Origin of the sequence: Curtobacterium salicis (genome assembly GCF_011759505.1) — a bacterium.
Classification (GTDB): domain Bacteria; phylum Actinomycetota; class Actinomycetes; order Actinomycetales; family Microbacteriaceae; genus Curtobacterium; species Curtobacterium salicis.
The window spans coordinates 1-18,306 of the sequence record NZ_JAAOYO010000001.1 but is presented as its reverse complement, the minus strand read 5'-3'; the positions used below and the strand labels follow the sequence as shown (position 1 = coordinate 18,306).

The 18,306-nt window shown below is 69.5% G+C and carries 17 protein-coding genes, 3 tRNA genes and 1 pseudogene; 4 read left to right on the top strand and 17 right to left on the bottom strand.

Annotation, left to right across the window (positions count from 1 at the left end; translation table 11 throughout):
- The first annotated feature begins 38 nt into the window (after positions 1-38).
- Positions 39-1,235, top strand: coding sequence for a substrate-binding domain-containing protein (locus E9228_RS00105; protein WP_166778635.1), 1,197 nt, complete (start codon positions 39-41; stop codon positions 1,233-1,235).
- Here E9228_RS00105 and E9228_RS00100 read toward each other — a convergent pair.
- The 5 genes from E9228_RS00100 to E9228_RS00080 form a co-directional block, all read right to left on the bottom strand.
- Complete coding sequence (locus E9228_RS00100; RefSeq protein ID WP_166778634.1) at positions 1,189-2,244, bottom strand: glycoside hydrolase family 76 protein; 1,056 nt, start codon at positions 2,242-2,244, stop codon at positions 1,189-1,191. The two genes, E9228_RS00105 and E9228_RS00100, sit on opposite strands and share 47 nt — an antisense overlap.
- A complete protein-coding gene (locus E9228_RS00095) occupies positions 2,241-3,497 on the bottom strand; it encodes an ABC transporter substrate-binding protein (protein WP_166778633.1) in 1,257 nt (418 codons plus the stop codon). The genes E9228_RS00100 and E9228_RS00095 overlap by 4 nt, the downstream gene beginning before the upstream one ends.
- A 61-nt stretch (positions 3,498-3,558) precedes the next feature.
- A complete protein-coding gene (locus E9228_RS00090) occupies positions 3,559-4,497 on the bottom strand; it encodes a carbohydrate ABC transporter permease (RefSeq protein ID WP_166778632.1) in 939 nt (312 codons plus the stop codon).
- Positions 4,494-5,477: a carbohydrate ABC transporter permease gene (locus tag E9228_RS00085; protein ID WP_166778631.1), complete on the bottom strand. Its 984-nt coding sequence runs from the start codon at positions 5,475-5,477 to the stop codon at positions 4,494-4,496. Before E9228_RS00085 ends, E9228_RS00090 begins: the two co-directional genes overlap by 4 nt.
- Positions 5,474-6,784, bottom strand: a complete 1,311-nt coding sequence (locus E9228_RS00080) for a glycoside hydrolase family 125 protein (protein WP_166778630.1) — start codon at positions 6,782-6,784, stop codon at positions 5,474-5,476. The genes E9228_RS00085 and E9228_RS00080 overlap by 4 nt, the downstream gene beginning before the upstream one ends.
- Positions 6,785-6,924: 140 nt before the next feature.
- Between E9228_RS00080 and E9228_RS16840 the strand changes: the two are divergent.
- Together E9228_RS16840 and E9228_RS16835 are read left to right on the top strand one after the other, a co-directional pair.
- Positions 6,925-7,983 (top strand): annotated as a pseudogene (locus tag E9228_RS16840) (glycoside hydrolase family 76 protein); the annotation flags it as partial.
- Between the two features lie 66 nt (positions 7,984-8,049).
- Positions 8,050-8,463 (top strand): carbohydrate-binding protein, encoded by a 414-nt coding sequence (locus E9228_RS16835; protein ID WP_341849764.1) that lies wholly within the window; start codon positions 8,050-8,052, stop codon positions 8,461-8,463.
- Positions 8,464-8,516: 53 nt separating this feature from the next.
- Here E9228_RS16835 and E9228_RS00065 read toward each other — a convergent pair.
- Positions 8,517-8,592 (bottom strand) — tRNA-Glu (locus E9228_RS00065).
- 33 nt (positions 8,593-8,625) lie between these two features.
- Positions 8,626-8,701, bottom strand: a tRNA-Glu gene (locus E9228_RS00060).
- Between the two features lie 118 nt (positions 8,702-8,819).
- On the opposite strand from E9228_RS00060, the gene E9228_RS00055 reads away from it, so the two are divergent.
- Entirely contained in the window at positions 8,820-9,647 is an 828-nt protein-coding gene (locus tag E9228_RS00055; RefSeq protein ID WP_166778627.1) for a DUF72 domain-containing protein, read from the top strand.
- Here E9228_RS00055 and E9228_RS00050 read toward each other — a convergent pair.
- From E9228_RS00050 to gltX, 10 genes are all read right to left on the bottom strand, one after another.
- The gene (locus E9228_RS00050) at positions 9,637-10,281 is read right to left on the bottom strand and encodes an MBL fold metallo-hydrolase (protein WP_166778626.1); all 645 of its coding nucleotides are present in this window, start codon (positions 10,279-10,281) and stop codon (positions 9,637-9,639) included. The genes E9228_RS00055 and E9228_RS00050 overlap by 11 nt on opposite strands.
- Before the next feature lie 60 nt (positions 10,282-10,341).
- Entirely contained in the window at positions 10,342-11,349 is a 1,008-nt protein-coding gene (locus tag E9228_RS00045) for a substrate-binding domain-containing protein (RefSeq protein ID WP_166778625.1), read from the bottom strand.
- 20 nt (positions 11,350-11,369) lie between these two features.
- The gene (locus tag E9228_RS00040) at positions 11,370-11,633 is read right to left on the bottom strand and encodes a hypothetical protein (protein ID WP_166778624.1); all 264 of its coding nucleotides are present in this window, start codon (positions 11,631-11,633) and stop codon (positions 11,370-11,372) included.
- Between the two features lie 2 nt (positions 11,634-11,635).
- Positions 11,636-12,460, bottom strand: a complete 825-nt coding sequence (locus E9228_RS00035) for a carbohydrate ABC transporter permease (protein WP_208385464.1) — start codon at positions 12,458-12,460, stop codon at positions 11,636-11,638.
- Between the two features lie 74 nt (positions 12,461-12,534).
- On the bottom strand, positions 12,535-13,509 hold the full coding sequence (locus tag E9228_RS00030; RefSeq protein WP_166779313.1) for a carbohydrate ABC transporter permease: 975 nt from the start codon (positions 13,507-13,509) through the stop codon (positions 12,535-12,537).
- A gap of 155 nt (positions 13,510-13,664) precedes the next feature.
- On the bottom strand, positions 13,665-14,888 hold the full coding sequence (locus E9228_RS00025; protein WP_166779312.1) for an ABC transporter substrate-binding protein: 1,224 nt from the start codon (positions 14,886-14,888) through the stop codon (positions 13,665-13,667).
- Positions 14,889-15,148: 260 nt separating this feature from the next.
- Positions 15,149-15,439, bottom strand: coding sequence for a zinc ribbon domain-containing protein (locus E9228_RS00020; RefSeq protein ID WP_166778622.1), 291 nt, complete (start codon positions 15,437-15,439; stop codon positions 15,149-15,151).
- 146 nt (positions 15,440-15,585) lie between these two features.
- Positions 15,586-15,657, bottom strand: a tRNA-Gln gene (locus E9228_RS00015).
- Positions 15,658-15,701: 44 nt separating this feature from the next.
- On the bottom strand, positions 15,702-16,625 hold the full coding sequence (locus tag E9228_RS00010) for an NAD(P)/FAD-dependent oxidoreductase (RefSeq protein WP_341849705.1): 924 nt from the start codon (positions 16,623-16,625) through the stop codon (positions 15,702-15,704).
- Between the two features lie 5 nt (positions 16,626-16,630).
- Positions 16,631-18,118, bottom strand: coding sequence for a glutamate--tRNA ligase (gene gltX, locus E9228_RS00005; RefSeq protein WP_166778621.1), 1,488 nt, complete (start codon positions 18,116-18,118; stop codon positions 16,631-16,633).
- Between the last annotated feature and the right edge of the window lie 188 nt (positions 18,119-18,306).

Below are 18,306 nucleotides of genomic sequence, written 5' to 3'. Positions count from 1 at the left end.
GCCGACCTGCCGTCGCGATGGTACCGCCGGGCCTCGCCGTGCCGGACGGGACCGCCACGCTCATCTGCTCTTGTCGTATTATCAATAGACGTATTGAGGAGCCGATGATGCTGTACCAGTCGACGTTCGAAGACCTCCGGTCCCGCATCCGGTCCGGCGAGTTCCCGGTGGGGGCGCGGCTCCCGTCCGAAGCCGACCTCCTGGCGCACTACGACATCAGCGCGATCACGCTGCGGCGAGCGCTCGACATGCTCCGCGAGGACGGGTACGTCGCCCGGCGCCCACGGGTCGGTACGACCGTCGTGAGCACCGAGCCGACGGCACGCCTCCGGCCGACCGACCGGATCGACGTCGGGGTGGTCCTCACCAACTTCGACGACACCTTCGGCACCCGCGTCCTCGAGGGCATGCTCGACGAGGCCGGCACCGCCACCGACGTGATCGTCAAACGCACCCACGGCGACCACGATGCCGAGGACACCGCGATCCGCGCGCTGGCGGCACGGGTGCAGGGCCTGGTCGTGTTGCCGAGCAGCTCCGAGTTCATCCCACCGGGGGTCCTCGAGCTCCTGCCCACGGGGTTCCCGGTCGTGATCCTCGACCGTCGGTACGAGGGCATCCCGGTGTCGGACATCTCCACGGACAACATCGGCGCCGGTGCTGCGGCGACCGAGCACCTGTTCAGCCTCGGGCACCGGCGGGTCGCCCTCGTCACCTCGGACAGCCGGGTGACGTCCAACGACGACCGTCGGCGCGGCTGGGTCGGTGCGCACGCGCGGAACGACAAGGCGCTCGACGACGCGCTGGCGTTCCACGACGTCGAGTCGACACTGCCGGGTTCGACCGACCGTCCCGAGGACGACGTCGCCCGGCTCGTCGCGTTCGTCGAGGCGCACCCGGAAGCGACGGCGTTCGTCGCTGGTGAGTACAACATCGCGCTGCTGCTCCGCGACGCGCTGGAGCAGGTGGGCAAGCGGGTTCCCGACGACGTCTCCGTCGTCTGCTTCGACCACCCGGACGCGACGTTCGATCGCCGACTGTTCCGTTTCACGCACATCGCACAGGACCAGCCCGGGGTCGGTCGTCAGGCCGTGGCCCAGGTGCTGCGGCAGGCACGGGGCGAGAGCGGCTCCCGGAAGATCCTCGTGCCTGCGCAGCTGGTGGTCGGCGCGTCGACCGCGCCGCCGCCTACCGGTCGAGACGGGCGCGCAGCTCGGTCGCCATCGCGGCGCTGAGCTGCGTCGAGTACGGCACGGGGCCGGCCGGGCGCTCGGTCCAGTCGTTGGCGGCCGGCCGGTCGAGCTCCTCCGGGAACGCCCCCCAGAGCGCGTCGGTGCTGGCACGGACGAACGCCGTCAGGGCGACGCGGTCGGCGTCCCCGTCCGGCAGCCGCTCCAGGAGGAGCCCGAGGTACCGGTAGTAGACGCCCTTGAACAGGCCCTCGTCGCCGCCGTCACCCTCCTGGCGGAAGACGACGCCGTCGGACAGCTCGGTGACCGCGGTCCGAGCGGTCCGGACCGCGACGGCGAGCAGGTCGTCGTCCGGTCGACGATCGGCGAGCTCGACGGCGGCCCCGACGTACAGGCCCTGGTTGTAGGTGAACCGCCACTGCGTGTCCACCCGGCCGTCGCCTGCCCGGTTGACGCCGTCCTCGACGAACCCGTCGGCTGCGTCGACGAGGTGGTCGGTCAGCCAGTCGAACGCCGTCTCCGCGTGCTGCACGAACCGGTCCTCCCCGGTGCTCCGGTGCAGCCGGGCGCCGAGGATGACGAGCGGTCCGTTGGCCGGGGTGTTCTTGTACGCGAGCTGCTGCTTGCGCCACGCCAGGCTCGTCCCGCCGGTGTCGTTCCAGCCGTGTTCGACCACGTGGTCGAACAGGGCGACGGTGTCGTCGAGGTACCGCTGCTCCCCCGTCGCACCGTGCAGCCGCAGGGTCGCGAGGGCGAACCAGAGCATGTCGTCGAAGTAGTCGTTGAACAGCGAGCCACCGTTCCGCTCGACGATGTTCCGGTGCACCGTTCGCGCCTGCTCGAGCCGGACCGGGTCGCCGCTCCGCTGGAACGCGTCGAGACGGACGTCCAGGAGGTGTGCGAGCCACCAGTAGTTGAACGTGCTGTCGTCAGCGTCCTGCACCGGCCACGAGTTGTGGAGGTACTGCGGCCACGGCGCTCCGTAGAGCCGCTCGATGCTGTCCTGCATGCGGTCGGCGCGGTCTGCCCAGACGCCGGTCATCGTGTCGGTCACTTGCGGTTCTCCTGGAGGATGCGGTCGCCCTGTTTCGCCGCCTGGGCGAGCGTCTGCTCGGCGGTCAGCTGGCCGGACATGAACTTCTCGAGCGCCGGGGTGAGGGCCTTGCCCTCGACGTCGCTGTAGCCGGGCACGCCCGGGCGGACGGACGCGTAGTCGAGCGTCTTCACGAACCCGGCGTAGCGCGGGTCGTCGGTGAAGAACGGGTCGTTCGCCGATGAACGGTTCGCGGGGATCCACCCCGAGACCTTGGCGAAGTCCACCCCGTTCTCGGCCTTCGTGGCCCACCACTTCTCGAACGCCCAGGCGCCGTCGGCCTGCTGCGCCCCGGTCGGGATCGCGAGGCCGAAGCCGCCCATCACGGCGCCCTTGTCACCGCTCGGACCGGCGACCGGTTCGGTCACGCCCCACTGCAGGCCGTCGGCCTTCTCGAGGTTCGGCACGTCCCACGGCCCGTCGTACTTCATCGCCGCCTGGCCGGCCGCGAAGACGTCGTTGCTGTCCCCGAACCCGTTCGTGTAGACGCCGTCGTCCATCAGGCTCTTCCAGAAGTCGAGCACCTCGACCCCCTGTGGGCTGTCGAACGCCGTCTTCGTGCCGTCCTTGCTGAGGAGTTGCCCGCCGGCCTGTTGCAGCCACATCGAGAACAGGCCGGGGTCGTTCAGCATGAACCCGGACTGCTGGAGTTTGCCGCCCTTCGTGACGGTCAGCTTCTCCGCGTCCTTCTTGAGTTCGTCCCATGTCGTCGGCGGCGTGAGTCCGGCCTCCTTGAAGAGGTCCTCGTTGTAGACGAGCGAGCGGTTGTCGACGAGGAGCGGCAGTCCGTAGAGCTTGCCGTCGACCCGCATCTCGGACAGCGCCTGCGGGTAGAACTCCTTCGTGTCGACGTGGTCCTCGTCGACCCGGTCGTCGATGGCCTGCAGGGCACCCTTCGGTGCGTAGAGCGAGGTCTGGTAGCGGTCCCAGAGCACGAGGTCCGGGACCTTCCCGCCGGCGATCGCGGTGAGCAGCTTCTGTTCGACGAGTTCCTGCGGGACGTACTTGACCGTGTACTTGGTCTGCGCCTTGTTGAAGGCGCTGGTCATGGTGTTGATCTGGTCGACCTGGTCACCGGACCAGGAGCCCCACATGGTGACCTCCTGGCGGCCGTCGGCGCCGGTGGCGCCGGACGACCCGGAGGAACAGCCCGTGAGGACGAGCGCGGCTGCGGCGAGCGCGGCGGCTGCGCCGAGGAGACGACGTGACGTCATTGTCGTGTGCTTTCTGCTGAGCGGGGGCCGACAGACCGGCACCCCGGGTGGACGGGATGAGCTACTTGGTGCCGGCGTGCGCGATGCCCTCGATGATCCAGCGCTGGGCGAGGATGAACACGACCAGGACCGGGAGCATCGTGATGATCGTCCCGGCCATCAACGGGCCGTAGTTCGTCGTGTAGTTGTTGACGAAACCGGCGAGCCCGACCTGGACGGTCATCATCTTCGGGTCGTTGAGCACGATGAGCGGCCAGAGGAAGTTGTTCCAGCCGGCCTGGAAGCTGAGCAGACCGAGGACGGCGAGCCCGGCCTTCGTGAGCGGGAAGTAGATGACCGCGAAGATCCGGAACTCGCCCGCGCCGTCGATCCGGGCCGCTTCCCCGAGTTCGTCGGGGAGCGACTCGAAGAACTGCTTCATGAAGAACACCGCGAACGCGCCGGCGGCACCCGGGACGATGACGGCCCAGTACGTGTTGATGAGGCCGAGGCCGCCGTTGCCGCTCAGGTCGTTCCCGCCGAGCAGCGGGAAGTGTCGCAGGATCAGGAACGTCGGGATCATCGTGACGATGCTCGGGACCATGAGTGACGACAGGAAGGTGACGAAGACCGCCTGGCGTCCGGCGAACCGCAGCTTCGCCAGGGCGTAGCCGGCGAGCGAGCCGAAGAACAGGTTGGCGACGGCCCCACCGACGCCGAGGACGAGCGAGTTGACGAAGTACCGCCCGTACGGGACGGTCGTCACGGCCTGCACGAAGTTGTCGACCGTCGGGTGCTGCGGGACGAGGGACAGCGAGTGGGCGAGGATCTCGCCGGCTGGCTTGAGCGACGTCGCGAGCGTCCAGATGAGCGGTGCGACGGTGACGATGCTGACGAGGCAGACGCCGATCCACCAGGCGGTCGTCTTCGTCCGGCGGACGGCAGCGGCCCGTCGTCGGAGCTGCTGTCCGTCGCGGCTCGGAGCGGCGGCGGATCCGGTCGGTGTGGCGGTCGCGGTCATCGTTCGGAGTCCCTGTTCGTGAGGCGGGCGTTGACGAGGGAGAACGCGAGGATGATCACGAACAGGATGAACGACAGCGCGGAGGCGTAGCCCATCTGCAGGGACCCGAACCCGCGGTCGTAGATGTAGTAGACGATCGTCACGGTCGAGTTGCCCGGACCGCCCTTCGTCAGGACGTACGCCTGGTCGAACACCTGGAAGGCGTTGATGATGAGCAGCGTCGAGACCAGGAACGTGGTGCGGCGGATGCTCGGCAGCACGACGTACCGGAACACCTGCCAGGCGTTCGCACCGTCGAGCCGTGCGGCCTCGCGGAGGTCCGGCGACACCCCCTGCAGTCCGCCGAGGAAGATCATCATGTTCCCGCCGAAGCCGGCCCAGACGCTCATCATGACGATCGCGAACATCGCCCAGTGCGAGTCGTAGAGCCACGCCGGGCCGTTGATGCCGAACCAGCTGAGCGCCTCGTTGAGCAGACCGTGCTGCGGGTTGAGCACCCAGTACCAGATGGTCGCCGTGGCGACCGTCGACGAGACCACCGGGATGTAGAAGAGCGTCCGGAAGACCCGGACCGCTCGACCGCTGCGGTTGAGCAGGAGCGCGGTGGCGATCGCGATCACCAGTCCGAGCGGGACGTAGAGCACCGTGTACAGGACGGTGTTGCCGAGCGCCGTCCAGAAGAACGGGTCGGAGGCGATGTCGACGTAGTTGTCGAAGCCGGTCCAGGTCAGCGGCCCGATCACGGCGTAGTCGCTCAGGCTGACCACGGCCGCGATCACGACGGGCAGGGCGGTGAAGAGCAGGAAGAGCAGGCCGGGCAGGGCGAGGAACACCCATGCGGCACGGGTCTGCTGCTTCCGGGTGGCACGGACGCCGCCGCCGCGCTCGGTCCGCCGGCGCCTCGGTACCGGTCGCGGCAGCGCCTCGTCGGTCTGCCCGGCGACGACCGCCTGCTCCTCGGGCGTGGTGATGACGCTCATCGGGCGCCCCGGTCCGACACCGGCGCCGAGAGCGCCGCCGGTGCGGTGCGCAGTCCGGCGAGGTCCAGCACGAACTCGCAGAACATCGCGTTGGCCCAGGAGAACCAGGGTCGGGTGTACCCGGTGGGCTCGTCGACGTCGAACGACTCGTGCATGAGCTGCGTCCCCGCGTGCGTCGCACACAGCTGTCGCAGCAGCCCGGCGCGTTCGTCAGCGTCAGTCGCGGTGAGCCCCTGCACGGCGAGAGCGATCGGCCACACGTTGCGCCCAGGGGTGTGCGGGCTGCCGATGCCGCTGCCCGTCGCACCGCTGAACCAGTACGGGTTCGTGGGTGAGAGCACGGCGGCACGGGTGCGCCGGTAGAGGGCGTCGTCACGGTCGCACCAGCCGAGCATCGGCAGGGACAGCAGGCTCGGGACGTTCGCGTCGTCCATGAGCAGGGCCTCGCCGGCGCCGTCGACCTCGTACGCCAGGACCTCGCCGTGTTCGGGGTGGTCGACGACCCCGTGCGCACGGATGGCCGCGTCGATCTCGTCCGCCAGGGCGGTCGCCCGTCGCGTCAGCTGGTCGTCGTCGAGCACGACGGCGGCGAGCAGGGCGACGTGCCGCAGCTCGGTGACGGCGAAGGCGTTGCCGGGGACGTTGAACCCGAGGGTCGTCGCGTCGTCGCTCGGCCGGAAGGCGCTCCAGGTCAGTCCGGTCCGGGCGGTGACCGGCCCGAGACCGTCCCGGACGAGGGTGTCACTCGGCAGCAGCGGGTCAGGTCGCTCGAACCGGTACGTCGAGGACGTCTCGTGGTCTTGCTCGACCGTCCAGAGGTCGATCGCCACGGTGGCGACCTCGGCGAAGCGGTCGAGGTGGTCGGTCCTCCCGGTGCGTTCCCAGAGGTCGAACGCCAGTCGGATCGGGTAGCAGAGCGAGTCGATCTCGTACTTGCGTTCCCAGACCCACGGACTCATCTCGGTGTGGTCGTCCGTGTGCCCGGCGCCGTCCGGAGCCCGGTTGAACGCGTTGGCGTAGGGGTCGATCATGACGTACTCGAGCTGGCGTCGGGAGACCGACGCCACCGTGTCGGCCAGGCCCGGGTCGTCCGCGAGGAAGTGCAGGTAGGGCGTCAGCTGCGCGGTCGAGTCCCGCAACCACATCGCGGGGATGTCCCCGGTGACCATGAACGTCGTGCCGTCGGGCATCGTCGTCATCGTCGTCGAGAGGGTGTTCGCGAAACAGTTCGCGAACACGGCCGCGACCTCGCTCCCCATCCGGTCCTCGACCTGCTGGGCGACCCTGCCCACGAGGTCTGCATGCATCTGAGCCACGTTGCTCCCTTGACTTCCGTTGGTTCTCCTCCAACTATATTGATTAGCCCGATCCACGCAAGAAGTAGTTCAAGTATACTTTTTGCGTCTGCGCAGGGCAGGAGGATCGGCAACGGATCGAAGGAGATCCCATGCAGCACAGGATCGTCGGCATGCTCATCGCGAGCGCCGTCGCGACCGCCACGCTCACCGGCGTCGGCCTGGCGAACGACCCGGGGCGCGCCTCCGCCCTGACCGCCACGCAGGCGACGGACGCGTACGACGCCTTCGTCGCCACCTACTGGGACGCGGACGCGAAGTACTTCACCACCTACAGCGACCGGCAGGTCCACCAGGAGCACGCGGTCGGCCCGCAGGGCGGGCTGTACACCGACTACTGGTGGGAGGCCCAGAACTGGGAGGCGGTGATGGACCGCTACGAACGCACCCATGACGCGGCGAGCCGGCAGATGATCGACGACGTCTTCGACGGCTGGCAGGCGGCGTACCCGGACTTCCGGCAGAACGACTGGAACGACGACATGGGCTGGTGGGCACGCGGTGCGGTCCGCGCGTACGAACTCACCGGCGAGCAGCGGTTCCTCGACGAGTCGGAAGAGGTCTTCGGGTTCATCGCGCAGTACGAGGACACGACGTACGGCGGCGGCATCTGGTGGAAGAACGTCGACGTCGGTGACGGCACGAAGAACGAGAAGAACATCGCGACGAACGGCACCGCCGTCCAGACCGCGCTCCGGCTCTAAGCCGCCACCGGGGACACCACGTACCGCGACACCGCGGAGCGGCTCTTCACCTGGTTGCAGAGCCAGTTCGACCGGAACGGCCACATCCGGGACCACGTCAGCGGGACCGGCCAGTTCACCGACTACGACTGGACCTACAACCAGGGGCAGTACGCCGGCGCTGCACTGCAGATGTACCTGCTGACGAACGACCAGCAGTACCTCACCGACGCCACCCGGGCCGTGGACTGGGCGGTCACGAACCTCACCGTCGCCGGGACCTTCGTGAACGAGGGCTCGAGCGACACCCAGGGCTTCAAGGCGATCCTCACCCGCGACATCCGTGACCTGATCGACGACGCCGGACAGACCCAGTACGAGTCGGTCCTCACCGCGAACGCCTCGCAGGCCGCTGCCCACGTCTCCCCCGAGGGCATCGGCGGACCGGACTGGACGGCACCCACACCGTCGATCGCCTCGACCCCGCAGCAGTCCCTCGCCGCCTCGGCGACGGTCGCGGTCCTGCAGCAGGCCGTGCCCGACGGGTCTACCGCCGTGGTGCAGGGCGACGGCGTGTACCAGGCCGAGAACGTCGACCACCCGGGCATCCCCACCGAGGCCTCGAACGCCGGGTTCACCGGGAGGGGCTACCTCGCCGGGTGGAACGCCGTGGGCACGGCGGCGACCGTGCACGTGAACGTCGCTGCAGCCGGGACGCACACGCTCACGCTCCGGTACGCCGCTGCAGCCGGCACGGCGACCCAGACCGTGAGCGTCGGCGGCGGCGCACCCGTCAGGGTCACCTTCCCGGCGACCGCCTCGTGGTCGACGTGGGCCACGGTCACGGTGCCGGTCCAGCTCGCCACGGGCTCGAACGCGGTGGCGATCACCACCACGACCAGCAGCGGCAACTACCTGAACCTGGACCGCGTGGCCGTCTCGCTCTGACCGCGCCGCGGAACGACGAAGGCCCCCGCCGGATCCGGCGGGGGCCTTCGTGCTGGTGACCCCAGCGGGATTCGAACCCGCGTTACCGCCGTGAGAGGGCAGCGTACTAGGCCGCTATACGATGGGGCCGCGGCGATGTGTCGGTTCGGAGTGTGTCACTCGTGGTGACCCCAGCGGGATTCGAACCCGCGTTACCGCCGTGAGAGGGCGGCGTACTAGGCCACTGTACGATGGGGCCGTTCCGACAACTCGACAAGTATTGCACAGGGTGTGAGCGAGCGCCAAAACGGTCGGGTCCACGCCGGTGTGTCGCCATGCCGGACCGGGCATGTGGAGCCTCGGCGTACGGTGAGCCGATGAGCGTGCGCATCGGGCTGTCCGGCTGGCAGTACGACTCGTGGCGGGGCGACTTCTACCCCGCGGGCCTGGCGAAGCGACGCTGGCTGGAGCACGTCGGCACGCAGTTCACCACGGTCGAGGTCAACGGGTCCTTCTCCGCGCTCCAACGCCCGTCCCGGTACCGCTCCTGGCGAGCAGTCGTCCCGGCCGACTTCCGCTTCGCGCTGAAGGGTGGCCGCTACCTGACCCACATGCTGCGGCTGCGGAACGTCGACACGGCGCTGGCGAACTTCTTCGCGTCGGGCCCGCTCGAGCTCGGCCCGACCCTCGGTCCGGTGCTCTGGCAGCTCCCGGAGCACGTCGCCCCCACGCCCGAGGTGCTCGACGCGTTCCTCGCGCTCCTGCCCCGCACCCACGGTGCGGCCGCCGCGCTCGCCGCCGGTCACGACGCGAAGGTCGTCGAACCGTCCACCACGGCCGAGGACCCGGCACTGCCGATCCACCACGTCCTGGAGGTGCGCTCCCCCGACGCCGTGACCCCGGACCACCGCGCCGTCCTCCGCGCGCACCGCACCGCGCTCGTCGACTCGCACGCCGGCGACTTCCCCCGCTTCGTCGACGACACCGACGCGCCGCTCGCGTACCTCCGGCTCCACGGCGCACCGCACACGTACCACGACGGCTACGGCCGGGAGGCACTGGTCGGCTGGGCGGACACCGTCCGCCACCACGTCAGCGCCGGACGCGACGTCTGGGTGTACTTCGACAACGACGCGGAACGCCACGCCCCGTGGGACGCGCTGGAGCTCGGCAGGCTGCTCGGGCTGCCGCCCCTCAGACGGTGAACGACTCCCCCGGCGCGAGCACGACGACCTCGCCGGCGGGCTCGACGACCTGTCGGATCCGCTCGGTGTGCCCCGCGAACCCGATGTCGGACAGCGTGGCCTCGTGGATCGGGAACGCCCGTCGGGGGGCGACGGCGGCCAGGTGGTCCATCAGTTCACCGATCTTCAGCCACGGTGCGCCGACCGGCGTCGCGAACACCTCGACCGGCACCCCCGGGTCGATGTAGGCGTCCCCGGGGTGGAACAGCGTGCCGTTGACGAACACCCCGGTGTTGTCGACGACCGGCACGGACGAGTGGATGAGTTGGTGGCGCGTGCCGTGGAAAGTCAGGGTGAACGCGCCCACGGTCCGGGTGTCACCGTCCGTCACCACGTCCACCACGACGGACCCCGGAGCGGTCGCTCCGAGCGCCGACGCGACCCCGGCCGGCCCGAACACCGGGATGCCGGGGTTCCGCTGCAGGATCCGCGCGAGCTGCTCGGCCGTGCCGTGGTCGGGGTGCTCGTGCGTGACGACGACGGCGACGACGCCCGTCACGTCGACCGGGCGGGTGTACGCGCCGGGGTCGATGACCAGACGGTCGCCGTCCTGCTCGACGACGAGACAGGCGTGCTCGAGTTTCGTGACCAGCATGCGGCCGAGGCTACGCCGGGGCGGCGGGGGGCCGACCGACCGCGACGCCGGACGACCCGTTCACCGGCACGGCCCGGCGGTCGTCCGCCGCACGACGAGCCGCGCGGCGGACGGCGGGAGCGGTCCCGGGGACGCACCCTGGGCCTCCAGGACGACCGTCCGTGCGGCCACGCGCCCCTGGGCCTCCGGGTCCTGCGCGACGGTCGTCAGACCGAGGACCTCGCCGTACTCGTGCCCGTCGACACCGGTGACCGAGACGTCCCGCGGGACCTCGAGGCCGAGCCGGTGGGCGGCGACCACGACGCCGAGCGCCATCTCGTCGGACGCGCAGACCACCGCGGTCGGTCGGTCCGGCGCGGGGACCTCGAGCAGGACGGCACCCGCAGCGACCCCGCCGGCGAACGAGAACCGGCCGTCCGCGTACCGGTCGGCCCGGACCGGCGCTCCGGCGCGCGCCATCGCCTCGGTGAACCCGTCCCGACGGAGGTACGGCACGGCGACGGTGAACCCGGCCTCGTCCTCACCGCCGACGTAGGCGACCTCGCGGTGCCCGAGTCCGGTGAGGTGCGCGACCGCGAGCGCCGCCACCTCGTGGTCGTCGACGCCGACGTTCCGCAGGTCGTGTGCCGGCCCGCCGATCACGACGGTCGGCAACTCGCTCACCTGCAGCTCACGCCGTTCGGTCTCGTCGAGGACCAGCGACAGCAGCACGAGCGCGTCGACGCGCTGCCGCAGCATCGCTCGTCGGAACGCCCGGTGCCGGTCGCCGCCGGGACCGCCGAGGTTGTAGAGGACCAGGTCGTAGCCGGCGGCGCGGAGTTCCGCGTCCACCCCGCCGAGTGCCTTGGCGGTGAACCACCGGTCGATGACCGGCAGGACGACGCCGACCGCGCGTTGCCGCCCGGTGGCGAGGCCGGCCGCCGCCGAACTCGGGACGTACCCGAGCTCGTCGGCGACCCGTCGGACCTGGTCGACCGTCGAACCCGCCACGGTCGGCAGGCCGCGGAGCGCCCTCGAGACGGTTGCCTTCGACAACCCGGTGGCCTGCGCGATCTCCTGGATCCCCACGGGGCCTCCCGGGAGGCCCGTCAGCGGCCCGACGCGCGCGTCACGGCCGGCGTGTGGTCGCGCCCGGCGACGTCCGCGGTCCGGTGGAGCACCCGACGTCGCCACCGGTCCAGGAGGACGATCGCGACGACGGCCGCGAGCAGGGTGAGTGCCCACCCGAGCGCGGGCCGTCCGGTCAGCTCGCAGAACACGGTGACGGCGAGGAACAGCAGGCCGAAGCACCCGACGAACCCGATGGCCTCCTCGATCCGCGACGTCGGGCGGAGCGGCGCGCGCTGTGCCACCGTCAGCCCTTCACGCCGCCGGCGGTGAGACCGGCCACGATGCGTCGCTGGAACACGAGCACCAGGATGACGAGCGGGATCGTGACGATCGTCCCCGCTGCCATCACGGCGGTGTACGGCTCCTGGTGCGGCTGCGAGCCGGCGAAGGACGCGATGGCGACCGTGACCGGCTGCGTGGCGTCGCTCGAGAGCTGGGACGAGATGAGGTACTCGTTCCAGGACGAGATGAACGCCAGGATCGCGGTCGTGAACACGGCGGGAGCGGCCAGCGGCAGGATGATCCGGCGGAACGCCTGGATGCGGGTGCACCCGTCGATGCGTGCGGCCTCCTCGAGGTCCCACGGCATCTCGCGGAAGAACGACGCGAGCGTGTAGACCGTCAGCGGCAGCACGAACGAGATGCTCGGCAGGATGAGCGCCTGGTAGGTGCCCATCCAGCCGATGTCGGTGAACAGCTGGAACAGCGGCGAGATGAGCGCGACACCCGGGAACATCGACGCGGCGAGGATCGCGCCGGCGATGAGGGACTTGCCGCGGAACTCGAGCCGGGCCAGCGCGTACGCCGCGGTCGTGCCGACGAGCAGGGCGATGATCGTCACGACGCCGCCGATGAACACGCTGTTCAGCAGGGCGCGCCCCAGGTGGTTGCCGAGCGCGGTCGAGAACGCGGTCGTGTAGTTGTCGAGTGTCACGTGCGTGAAGAACGGCGTCGGGTCGAACGTGTACCCGACGTCGCGGAACGACGTGACGATCATCCAGTAGAAGGGCAGGAGGCACCACAGGGTGATGACGCCGGCCTGGATGCCGGTGCGGAGCTTCGGCCCCATGTGGCGCTTCACCCGGACATCGGCGCGTGCGCCAGCACGTTCGGCGGGAATGCGGAGACGGTCTGCTGCGAGGGTCACTTGAGCTCGCCCTTCTGCTGTGCTGCCTGGGTCTGCACGACGTTCGCACCGAGGAACCGGACGAAGACGAACGCGACGACGAAGACGACCACGAACGTGATGGTGGAGAGTGCCGAGGCGGAGTTGAAGCCCTGCCGGATCTGGTCGACGACCAGCACCGACAGCGACACGGTCGCGTTGCCGGAACCACCACCGCCGCCGGTCATGATCGCGATGAGGTCGTAGATCCGGAGCGCGTCGAGCACCCGGAACAGGATCGCGACCATGAGCGCCGGCTTGACGAGCGGCAGCGTGATGTTGACGAAGCGCTGCACGGTCGAGGCGCCGTCCATCTTGCCGGCCTCGTACACCTCGTCCGGGATCAGCTGCAGTCCGGCCAGGATGAGCAGCGCCATGAACGGCGTGGTCTTCCACGTGTCGGCGATGACGATCGCGAAGCGGGACGCCCACTCGTCGGAGAACCAGAGCACCTGGTGGCCGATGACGTGGTTGAGCACACCGTTCGCGTCGAATATGAAGTACCAGAGCTTCGCGGTGACGGCGGTCGGGATGGCCCACGGGATGAGGATCGCCGCGCGGACGAGGGCACGTCCCCGGAAGTTGCGGTTCATGATGATGGCCATCCAGAGCCCGATGACGGTCTCGAGCGCCACGGTCACGACCGTGAAGAAGAACGTGTTGCCGAACGCCGTCCAGAACTGGGAGCCCAGGTTGCCGGGCGGGCAGGCGGCGTTGCCGCACTGCTGGCCGAGCCAGTGCACGTAGTTGGTGACGCCGGCGAAGCCGCCCGCGACGAACAGGCCGGTCGCCTTGTCGAGCCCCTGGTCGAGTTGGAACGACTGGATGACCGCGCTGACCACGGGGTAGCCGATGACGATCGCCAGGAGCACGAGGGTCGGGCCGATGAGGTAGACGGCCCATCGGCCGTGGTCGGCATTCAGCCCGCCCTTGCGGCGTTCGGGCGGCTCCATCCCCTGGGGTTCGGGGATCGCTGCGGGGATCTCGGTTGCTGCTGACACGGACGGCCTCCTTGCCGGTGTCGGGAACGCACAGAGGGAGGACGGGAGGGACGTGGTCGCGTGACCACGGCCCTCCCGTCAGCGGACGGCGTCCGCCGCCCGCTGTGTCAGTTGCCGCTGCCGTCGGTCGCCGACGTGAGGGCGGCCTGCATGTCCTGCATCGCCGAGTCGACGGACTTCGACCCCTTGAGGGCGGCGTAGGTGTTGTCCTGGATCGCCTTCGTCACCGCGGGGTAGAACGGTGTCACCGGACGCGGTTCCGCCGACTTGATCGACTCGAGGAGCGTCGGGAGGTACGGCAGCTTCGCCGTGAGCTCCTCGTCGGTGTAGAGGTCCCCGACCACCGGGGCGAGCGAGCCCTGCGTCGCGAAGAACTTCTGCGTGTCGTTCGAGATGAGGAACTCGAGGAAGTCGTGCGCGGTGGCCTTGTGCTTCGAGTAGACGCTGATCGCAGCGTTGTGGCCACCGAGGGTGGACGCACCGACGCCGTCGGCACCCGGGATCGGGGCGATGCCGAAGGTGTCCTTCACCTTGCTGGAGCCGTCCGTCTTCGCGAGGCTGTACACGTACGGCCAGTTACGCAGGAACAGGAGCTTGCCGTCCTCGAACGCCTGGCGGCCCTGCTCCTCCTGGTAGGTGATGGCCTCCTTGGGGATGTTGCCGTCCTGGAACGCGTCGACGAGCTTCTGGAGCCCGGCCTTCGCGTCCGAGGTGTCGACGTCCGGCTTGCCGCTGCCGTTGAGGACAGCGCCACCGGCACCGTTGATCGCCTCGGAGGCGTTGACCGTGAGGCCCTCGTACTTGGCGAACTGTCCCGCGTAGCAGCCGATGCCGGCGTCCTTCGCGATCGAGCAGTCCTTCATCATCTCGTCCCACGTCGTCGGCGGGGTCTTCACGAGGTCCTTGCGGTAGTACAGCAGCGCGCCGTCGGAGGTCTGCGGTGCCGCGTAGAGCGTGTCGTTGTACGTCGCGGTCTTCACCGTCGACGGCAGCAGTTTCGACGTGTCGATCGCCATGTCACCGGTCAGCGGGGTGAGCCAGCTCTTCGCGGCGAACTCGGCGGTCCACACCACGTCGACGTCGACCACGTCGTAGTTGTCGTCCTTCGCCTGGAAGTGCTGCACGAGGTCGTCGTGCTGCTGGTCGGCCTGGTCGGACTGCTCCTTGAAGGTGACCTTCTCGGAGCCGTGGGCCTTGTTCCACTTGGCGATCAGCGGGCGGACGACGTTCGAGTTGTCCTTGCCCTGGACGTAGGTGATCGGTCCGCGGCTGTCCTGCCCGCTCTTCGCGTCGTTCGAGGCCGAGCTGCCGCTCGAGCAGCTCGCGAGCATCAGGCCGACGACCGCGATCCCTGCGATCGAGGCCACGCGGCCCTTCGCACGTGTGTTCTTCACAGCGTTGTCTCCTCATCGAGATCACCAGGAGCGTCGCCGGACCGTGCCCGGCGACGCTGCACTGGAGCAGGCGACGCTGCCTGCTGAGCGAGGACGCTACGCCCCGGACGGGGGTGGTGCAACCGGTTGCACGCGCACCGTGACCGGAGCGTTACAGAGGCGTGACCATCGACCGGCCGTGCGCTGCGCGTGGGTCGTCAGGCGCCCGTCGGGGGCAGCGTCTCCTGCGCGAGGTGCGCCTGCTGCGCCCGCTCGCTGTCGGCGATGAACCGCTCGGCACCGTCACGCGGCATCGACGACTGGCCGCCGCAGTAGGCGCACTGCAGCACGTAGCGCCCGTGGCCGAACGGGAAGACCGGCACGAAGAACAGCGTGAACCAGGTGCGCAGACGGTGCAGGCGTTGCGCGGCCGTCGATCCGCACAGGGTGCAGGCGAAGAACAGCACCCCGACGAGGGCGGAACGCGAGCGGCTGCCGAAGATGATCATGGGTCCCCCTGGTCGTGTCGCACCCCGACGGCGTCCGGGCGTGGCGGCGATGTGGCCGCTCTGGTGCATCGACCATAGCCCGCGGAGCGGGTCCGGGAACGACGAAAGCCCCCGGTTTCCCGGGGGCTTTCCGTCTGTTCGACTTGCTGGGGTACCTGGACTCGAACCAAGAACGACGGTACCAGAAACCGCTGTGTTGCCAATTACACCATACCCCAAAGGCCTGACGGCCCCGCGCCCCCGTTGTCCGGGGCACGATCAACTACTGTACAGCATCCCGGGGGTCTTCGAGACCACCGATGAGGTCGCGGTGCACGGCCGCTGCGGTGGAAGCGCCGTGACCCGCAGCGACGATGAGCTGCTCGGGACCGGGCGGGGTGACGTCCCCCACCGCGTACAACCCGGGCAGGTTCGACCGCCCGAGCCGGTCCACGCGGACGAAGCCCTGTGCGTCACGGTCCAGGTCCGCGTCGACCCAGTCGAGGTCGGCGTGCCACTCGGGCCGGACGAAGGCGCCCGTCCGCGGCACCACGCTCCCGTCGGCGAGCCGGACCCCGGTCATCCCCGAGCGGTCACCCTCCAGGTCCGCCAACGGACGCTCGTCGACGCGGATGCCGGCAACGGCGAGACGCGCACGCCCCGCGTCGGACACCGGGGCGACCCCGTTCGTGAAGACGATCAGGTCGTCCGTCCACGACCCGACGAGCAGCGCGCGGTCCACGACGTCGTCGGTCTCGCCGATGAACGCCAGTGGCGCCCCGGCCTTGTCGTACCCGTCACACTCGACGCAACTGTGCACGTCCGTGCCGTAGAACGCCCGGAGCGACGGCAGCGCCGGGAAGGACTCACGGAGGCCCGTGGCGATCACCACCGCACGTGCGGCCGCCGAGACCTCGGCACCCCGCCACGTCCCGTGCACGTTCCAGACGCCGTCGGTCTGCCACACCCGGTCGACGACGGCCTGCGCGACCGTCGCCTCGGGGTAGCCAGCGACCTCGTCCCGCCCGAGCTTCCGGAGCTCGAGGGGCGAGATGCCGTCCCGCGTGATGAACCCGTGCGAGCGGAGCGTCGCGGCGTTCCGCGGCCGGTTGGCGTCGACGAGCAGCACCGTCCGTTTCGCCCGGACCAGGTTCAGGGCAGCGCTCAGGCCCGCGGGACCCGCACCGATGACGACGACGTCGACCACGGAGGTCAGCGAGCCGCGAGGGAACGGAGCCGCGTGAGCGTCGACTGCTTGCCGAGGATCTCCATCGACTCGAAGAGCGGCGGGCTGATCCGACGACCGGAGACCGCGACGCGGAGCGGACCGAACGCCACCCGCGGCTTCAGCTCGAGGCCGTCGATCAGCGCCGTGCGGAGGGACTGCTCGATCGCGGCCGTGGACCAGTCGTCGAGTTGCTCGAGTGCGGCGATGCCGGCCTGGAGGACCGGGGCCGGGTCACCCTTGAGGGAACCGAGCGCGTCGTCCTCGACCACCAGGTCGTCGTCCGGGGTGAACAGGAACCCGAGCATCGCCGGTGCTTCGCTGAGCAGCTGCATGCGCTCCTGCACGAGGGGCGCGGCGAGCTCGAGCACACGCTCCTGCTCGGCCGTCGCCGGCTCGTCGAGGAACTCGGTGAGGTAGGGCTCGAGGCGGCCGCGGAAGTCGTCGGCGTCGAGCAGACGGATGTGGTCGCCGTTGATCGACTCGGCCTTCTTGTGGTCGAAGCGCGCCGGGTTCGGGTTGACGTCGGTGACCTCGAACGCCGCGACCATCTCGTCGATCGAGAACACGTCACGGTCGGCACCGATCGACCACCCGAGCAGGGCCAGGTAGTTGACGAGCCCCTCGGGCACCATGCCGTTCGAGCGGTGGTGGAAGAGGTTCGACTCCGGGTCGCGCTTCGAGAGCTTCTTGTTGCCCTCCCCCATCACGTAGGGCAGGTGACCGAACTGCGGGATGAACTGCGCGAGCCCGATCTCGAACAGTGCCTCGTACAGCGCGATCTGGCGCGGCGTCGACGACAGCAGGTCCTCGCCTCGGAGGACGTGGGTGATCCCCATCAGAGCGTCGTCGAGCGGGTTCGTGAACGTGTACAGCGGCTTGCCGTTGGGTCGCACGACGACGAAGTCCGGGAACGAGCCCTGCGGGAAGGTGATCTCACCGCGGACGAGGTCCTGGAAGCTGAGGTCGCGGTCCGGCACCCGGAGACGCAGTGCCGGCGAACGACCCTCGTCGCGGAAGGCCTGCCGCTCGGCGTCGGTGAGGTCACGCTCGTGGTTGTCGTAGCCCTGCTTGGGGTCACGACCGTTCGCGACGTTGCGCGCTTCCATCTCCTCCGGCGTGACGTACGACTCGTAGACGTGGCCCGCCGCGGTCAGCTGCGTGATCGCGTCGGCGTAGACGTCGGCGCGCTCGGACTGGCGGTACGGACCGTGCGGTCCCCCGACCTCCACACCCTCGTCCCAGTCGAGGTTCAACCACCGCAGCGCCTCGATGATCTGCGCGTACGACTCCTCGCTGTCGCGAGCAGCGTCGGTGTCCTCGATGCGGAACACGAGCTTGCCGCCCGTGTGCCGGGCGTACGCCCAGTTGAACAGGGCGGTGCGGACGAGGCCGACGTGCGGCGTTCCGGTCGGAGACGGGCAGAACCGGACGCGGACGTCGGAACCGGTGGCAGAAGAGAATGGCGCTGTCATGACGCCCTGATCCTACCGCGGCCACCCGCTGGACCGACGGACGAGCTGCAACGACGAACTGCCCCGGGAATGCAGAAAACCCCTGACGGGATGGAGCGTGATGCTCCACCCGTCAGGGGTTTTCTGTGAAAAGAAGTCCGGCGGCGTCCTACTCTCCCACAAGGTCCCCCTTGCAGTACCATCGGCGC

Coding starts and splice junctions, on each gene's coding strand:
- E9228_RS00095 (WP_166778633.1), bottom strand. CDS start 3,497: ATGACGTCACGTCGTCTCCTCGGCGCAGCCGCCGCGCTCGCCGCAGCC.
- E9228_RS00090 (WP_166778632.1), bottom strand. CDS start 4,497: ATGACCGCGACCGCCACACCGACCGGATCCGCCGCCGCTCCGAGCCGC.
- E9228_RS00085 (WP_166778631.1), bottom strand. CDS start 5,477: ATGAGCGTCATCACCACGCCCGAGGAGCAGGCGGTCGTCGCCGGGCAG.
- E9228_RS00080 (WP_166778630.1), bottom strand. CDS start 6,784: ATGCATGCAGACCTCGTGGGCAGGGTCGCCCAGCAGGTCGAGGACCGG.
- E9228_RS00055 (WP_166778627.1), top strand. CDS start 8,820: ATGAGCGTGCGCATCGGGCTGTCCGGCTGGCAGTACGACTCGTGGCGG.
- E9228_RS00050 (WP_166778626.1), bottom strand. CDS start 10,281: ATGCTGGTCACGAAACTCGAGCACGCCTGTCTCGTCGTCGAGCAGGAC.
- E9228_RS00035 (WP_208385464.1), bottom strand. CDS start 12,460: ATGGGGCCGAAGCTCCGCACCGGCATCCAGGCCGGCGTCATCACCCTG.
- E9228_RS00030 (WP_166779313.1), bottom strand. CDS start 13,509: ATGGAGCCGCCCGAACGCCGCAAGGGCGGGCTGAATGCCGACCACGGC.
- E9228_RS00025 (WP_166779312.1), bottom strand. CDS start 14,888: ATGCTCGCGAGCTGCTCGAGCGGCAGCTCGGCCTCGAACGACGCGAAG.
- E9228_RS00020 (WP_166778622.1), bottom strand. CDS start 15,439: ATGATCATCTTCGGCAGCCGCTCGCGTTCCGCCCTCGTCGGGGTGCTG.
- gltX (WP_166778621.1), bottom strand. CDS start 18,118: ATGACAGCGCCATTCTCTTCTGCCACCGGTTCCGACGTCCGCGTCCGG.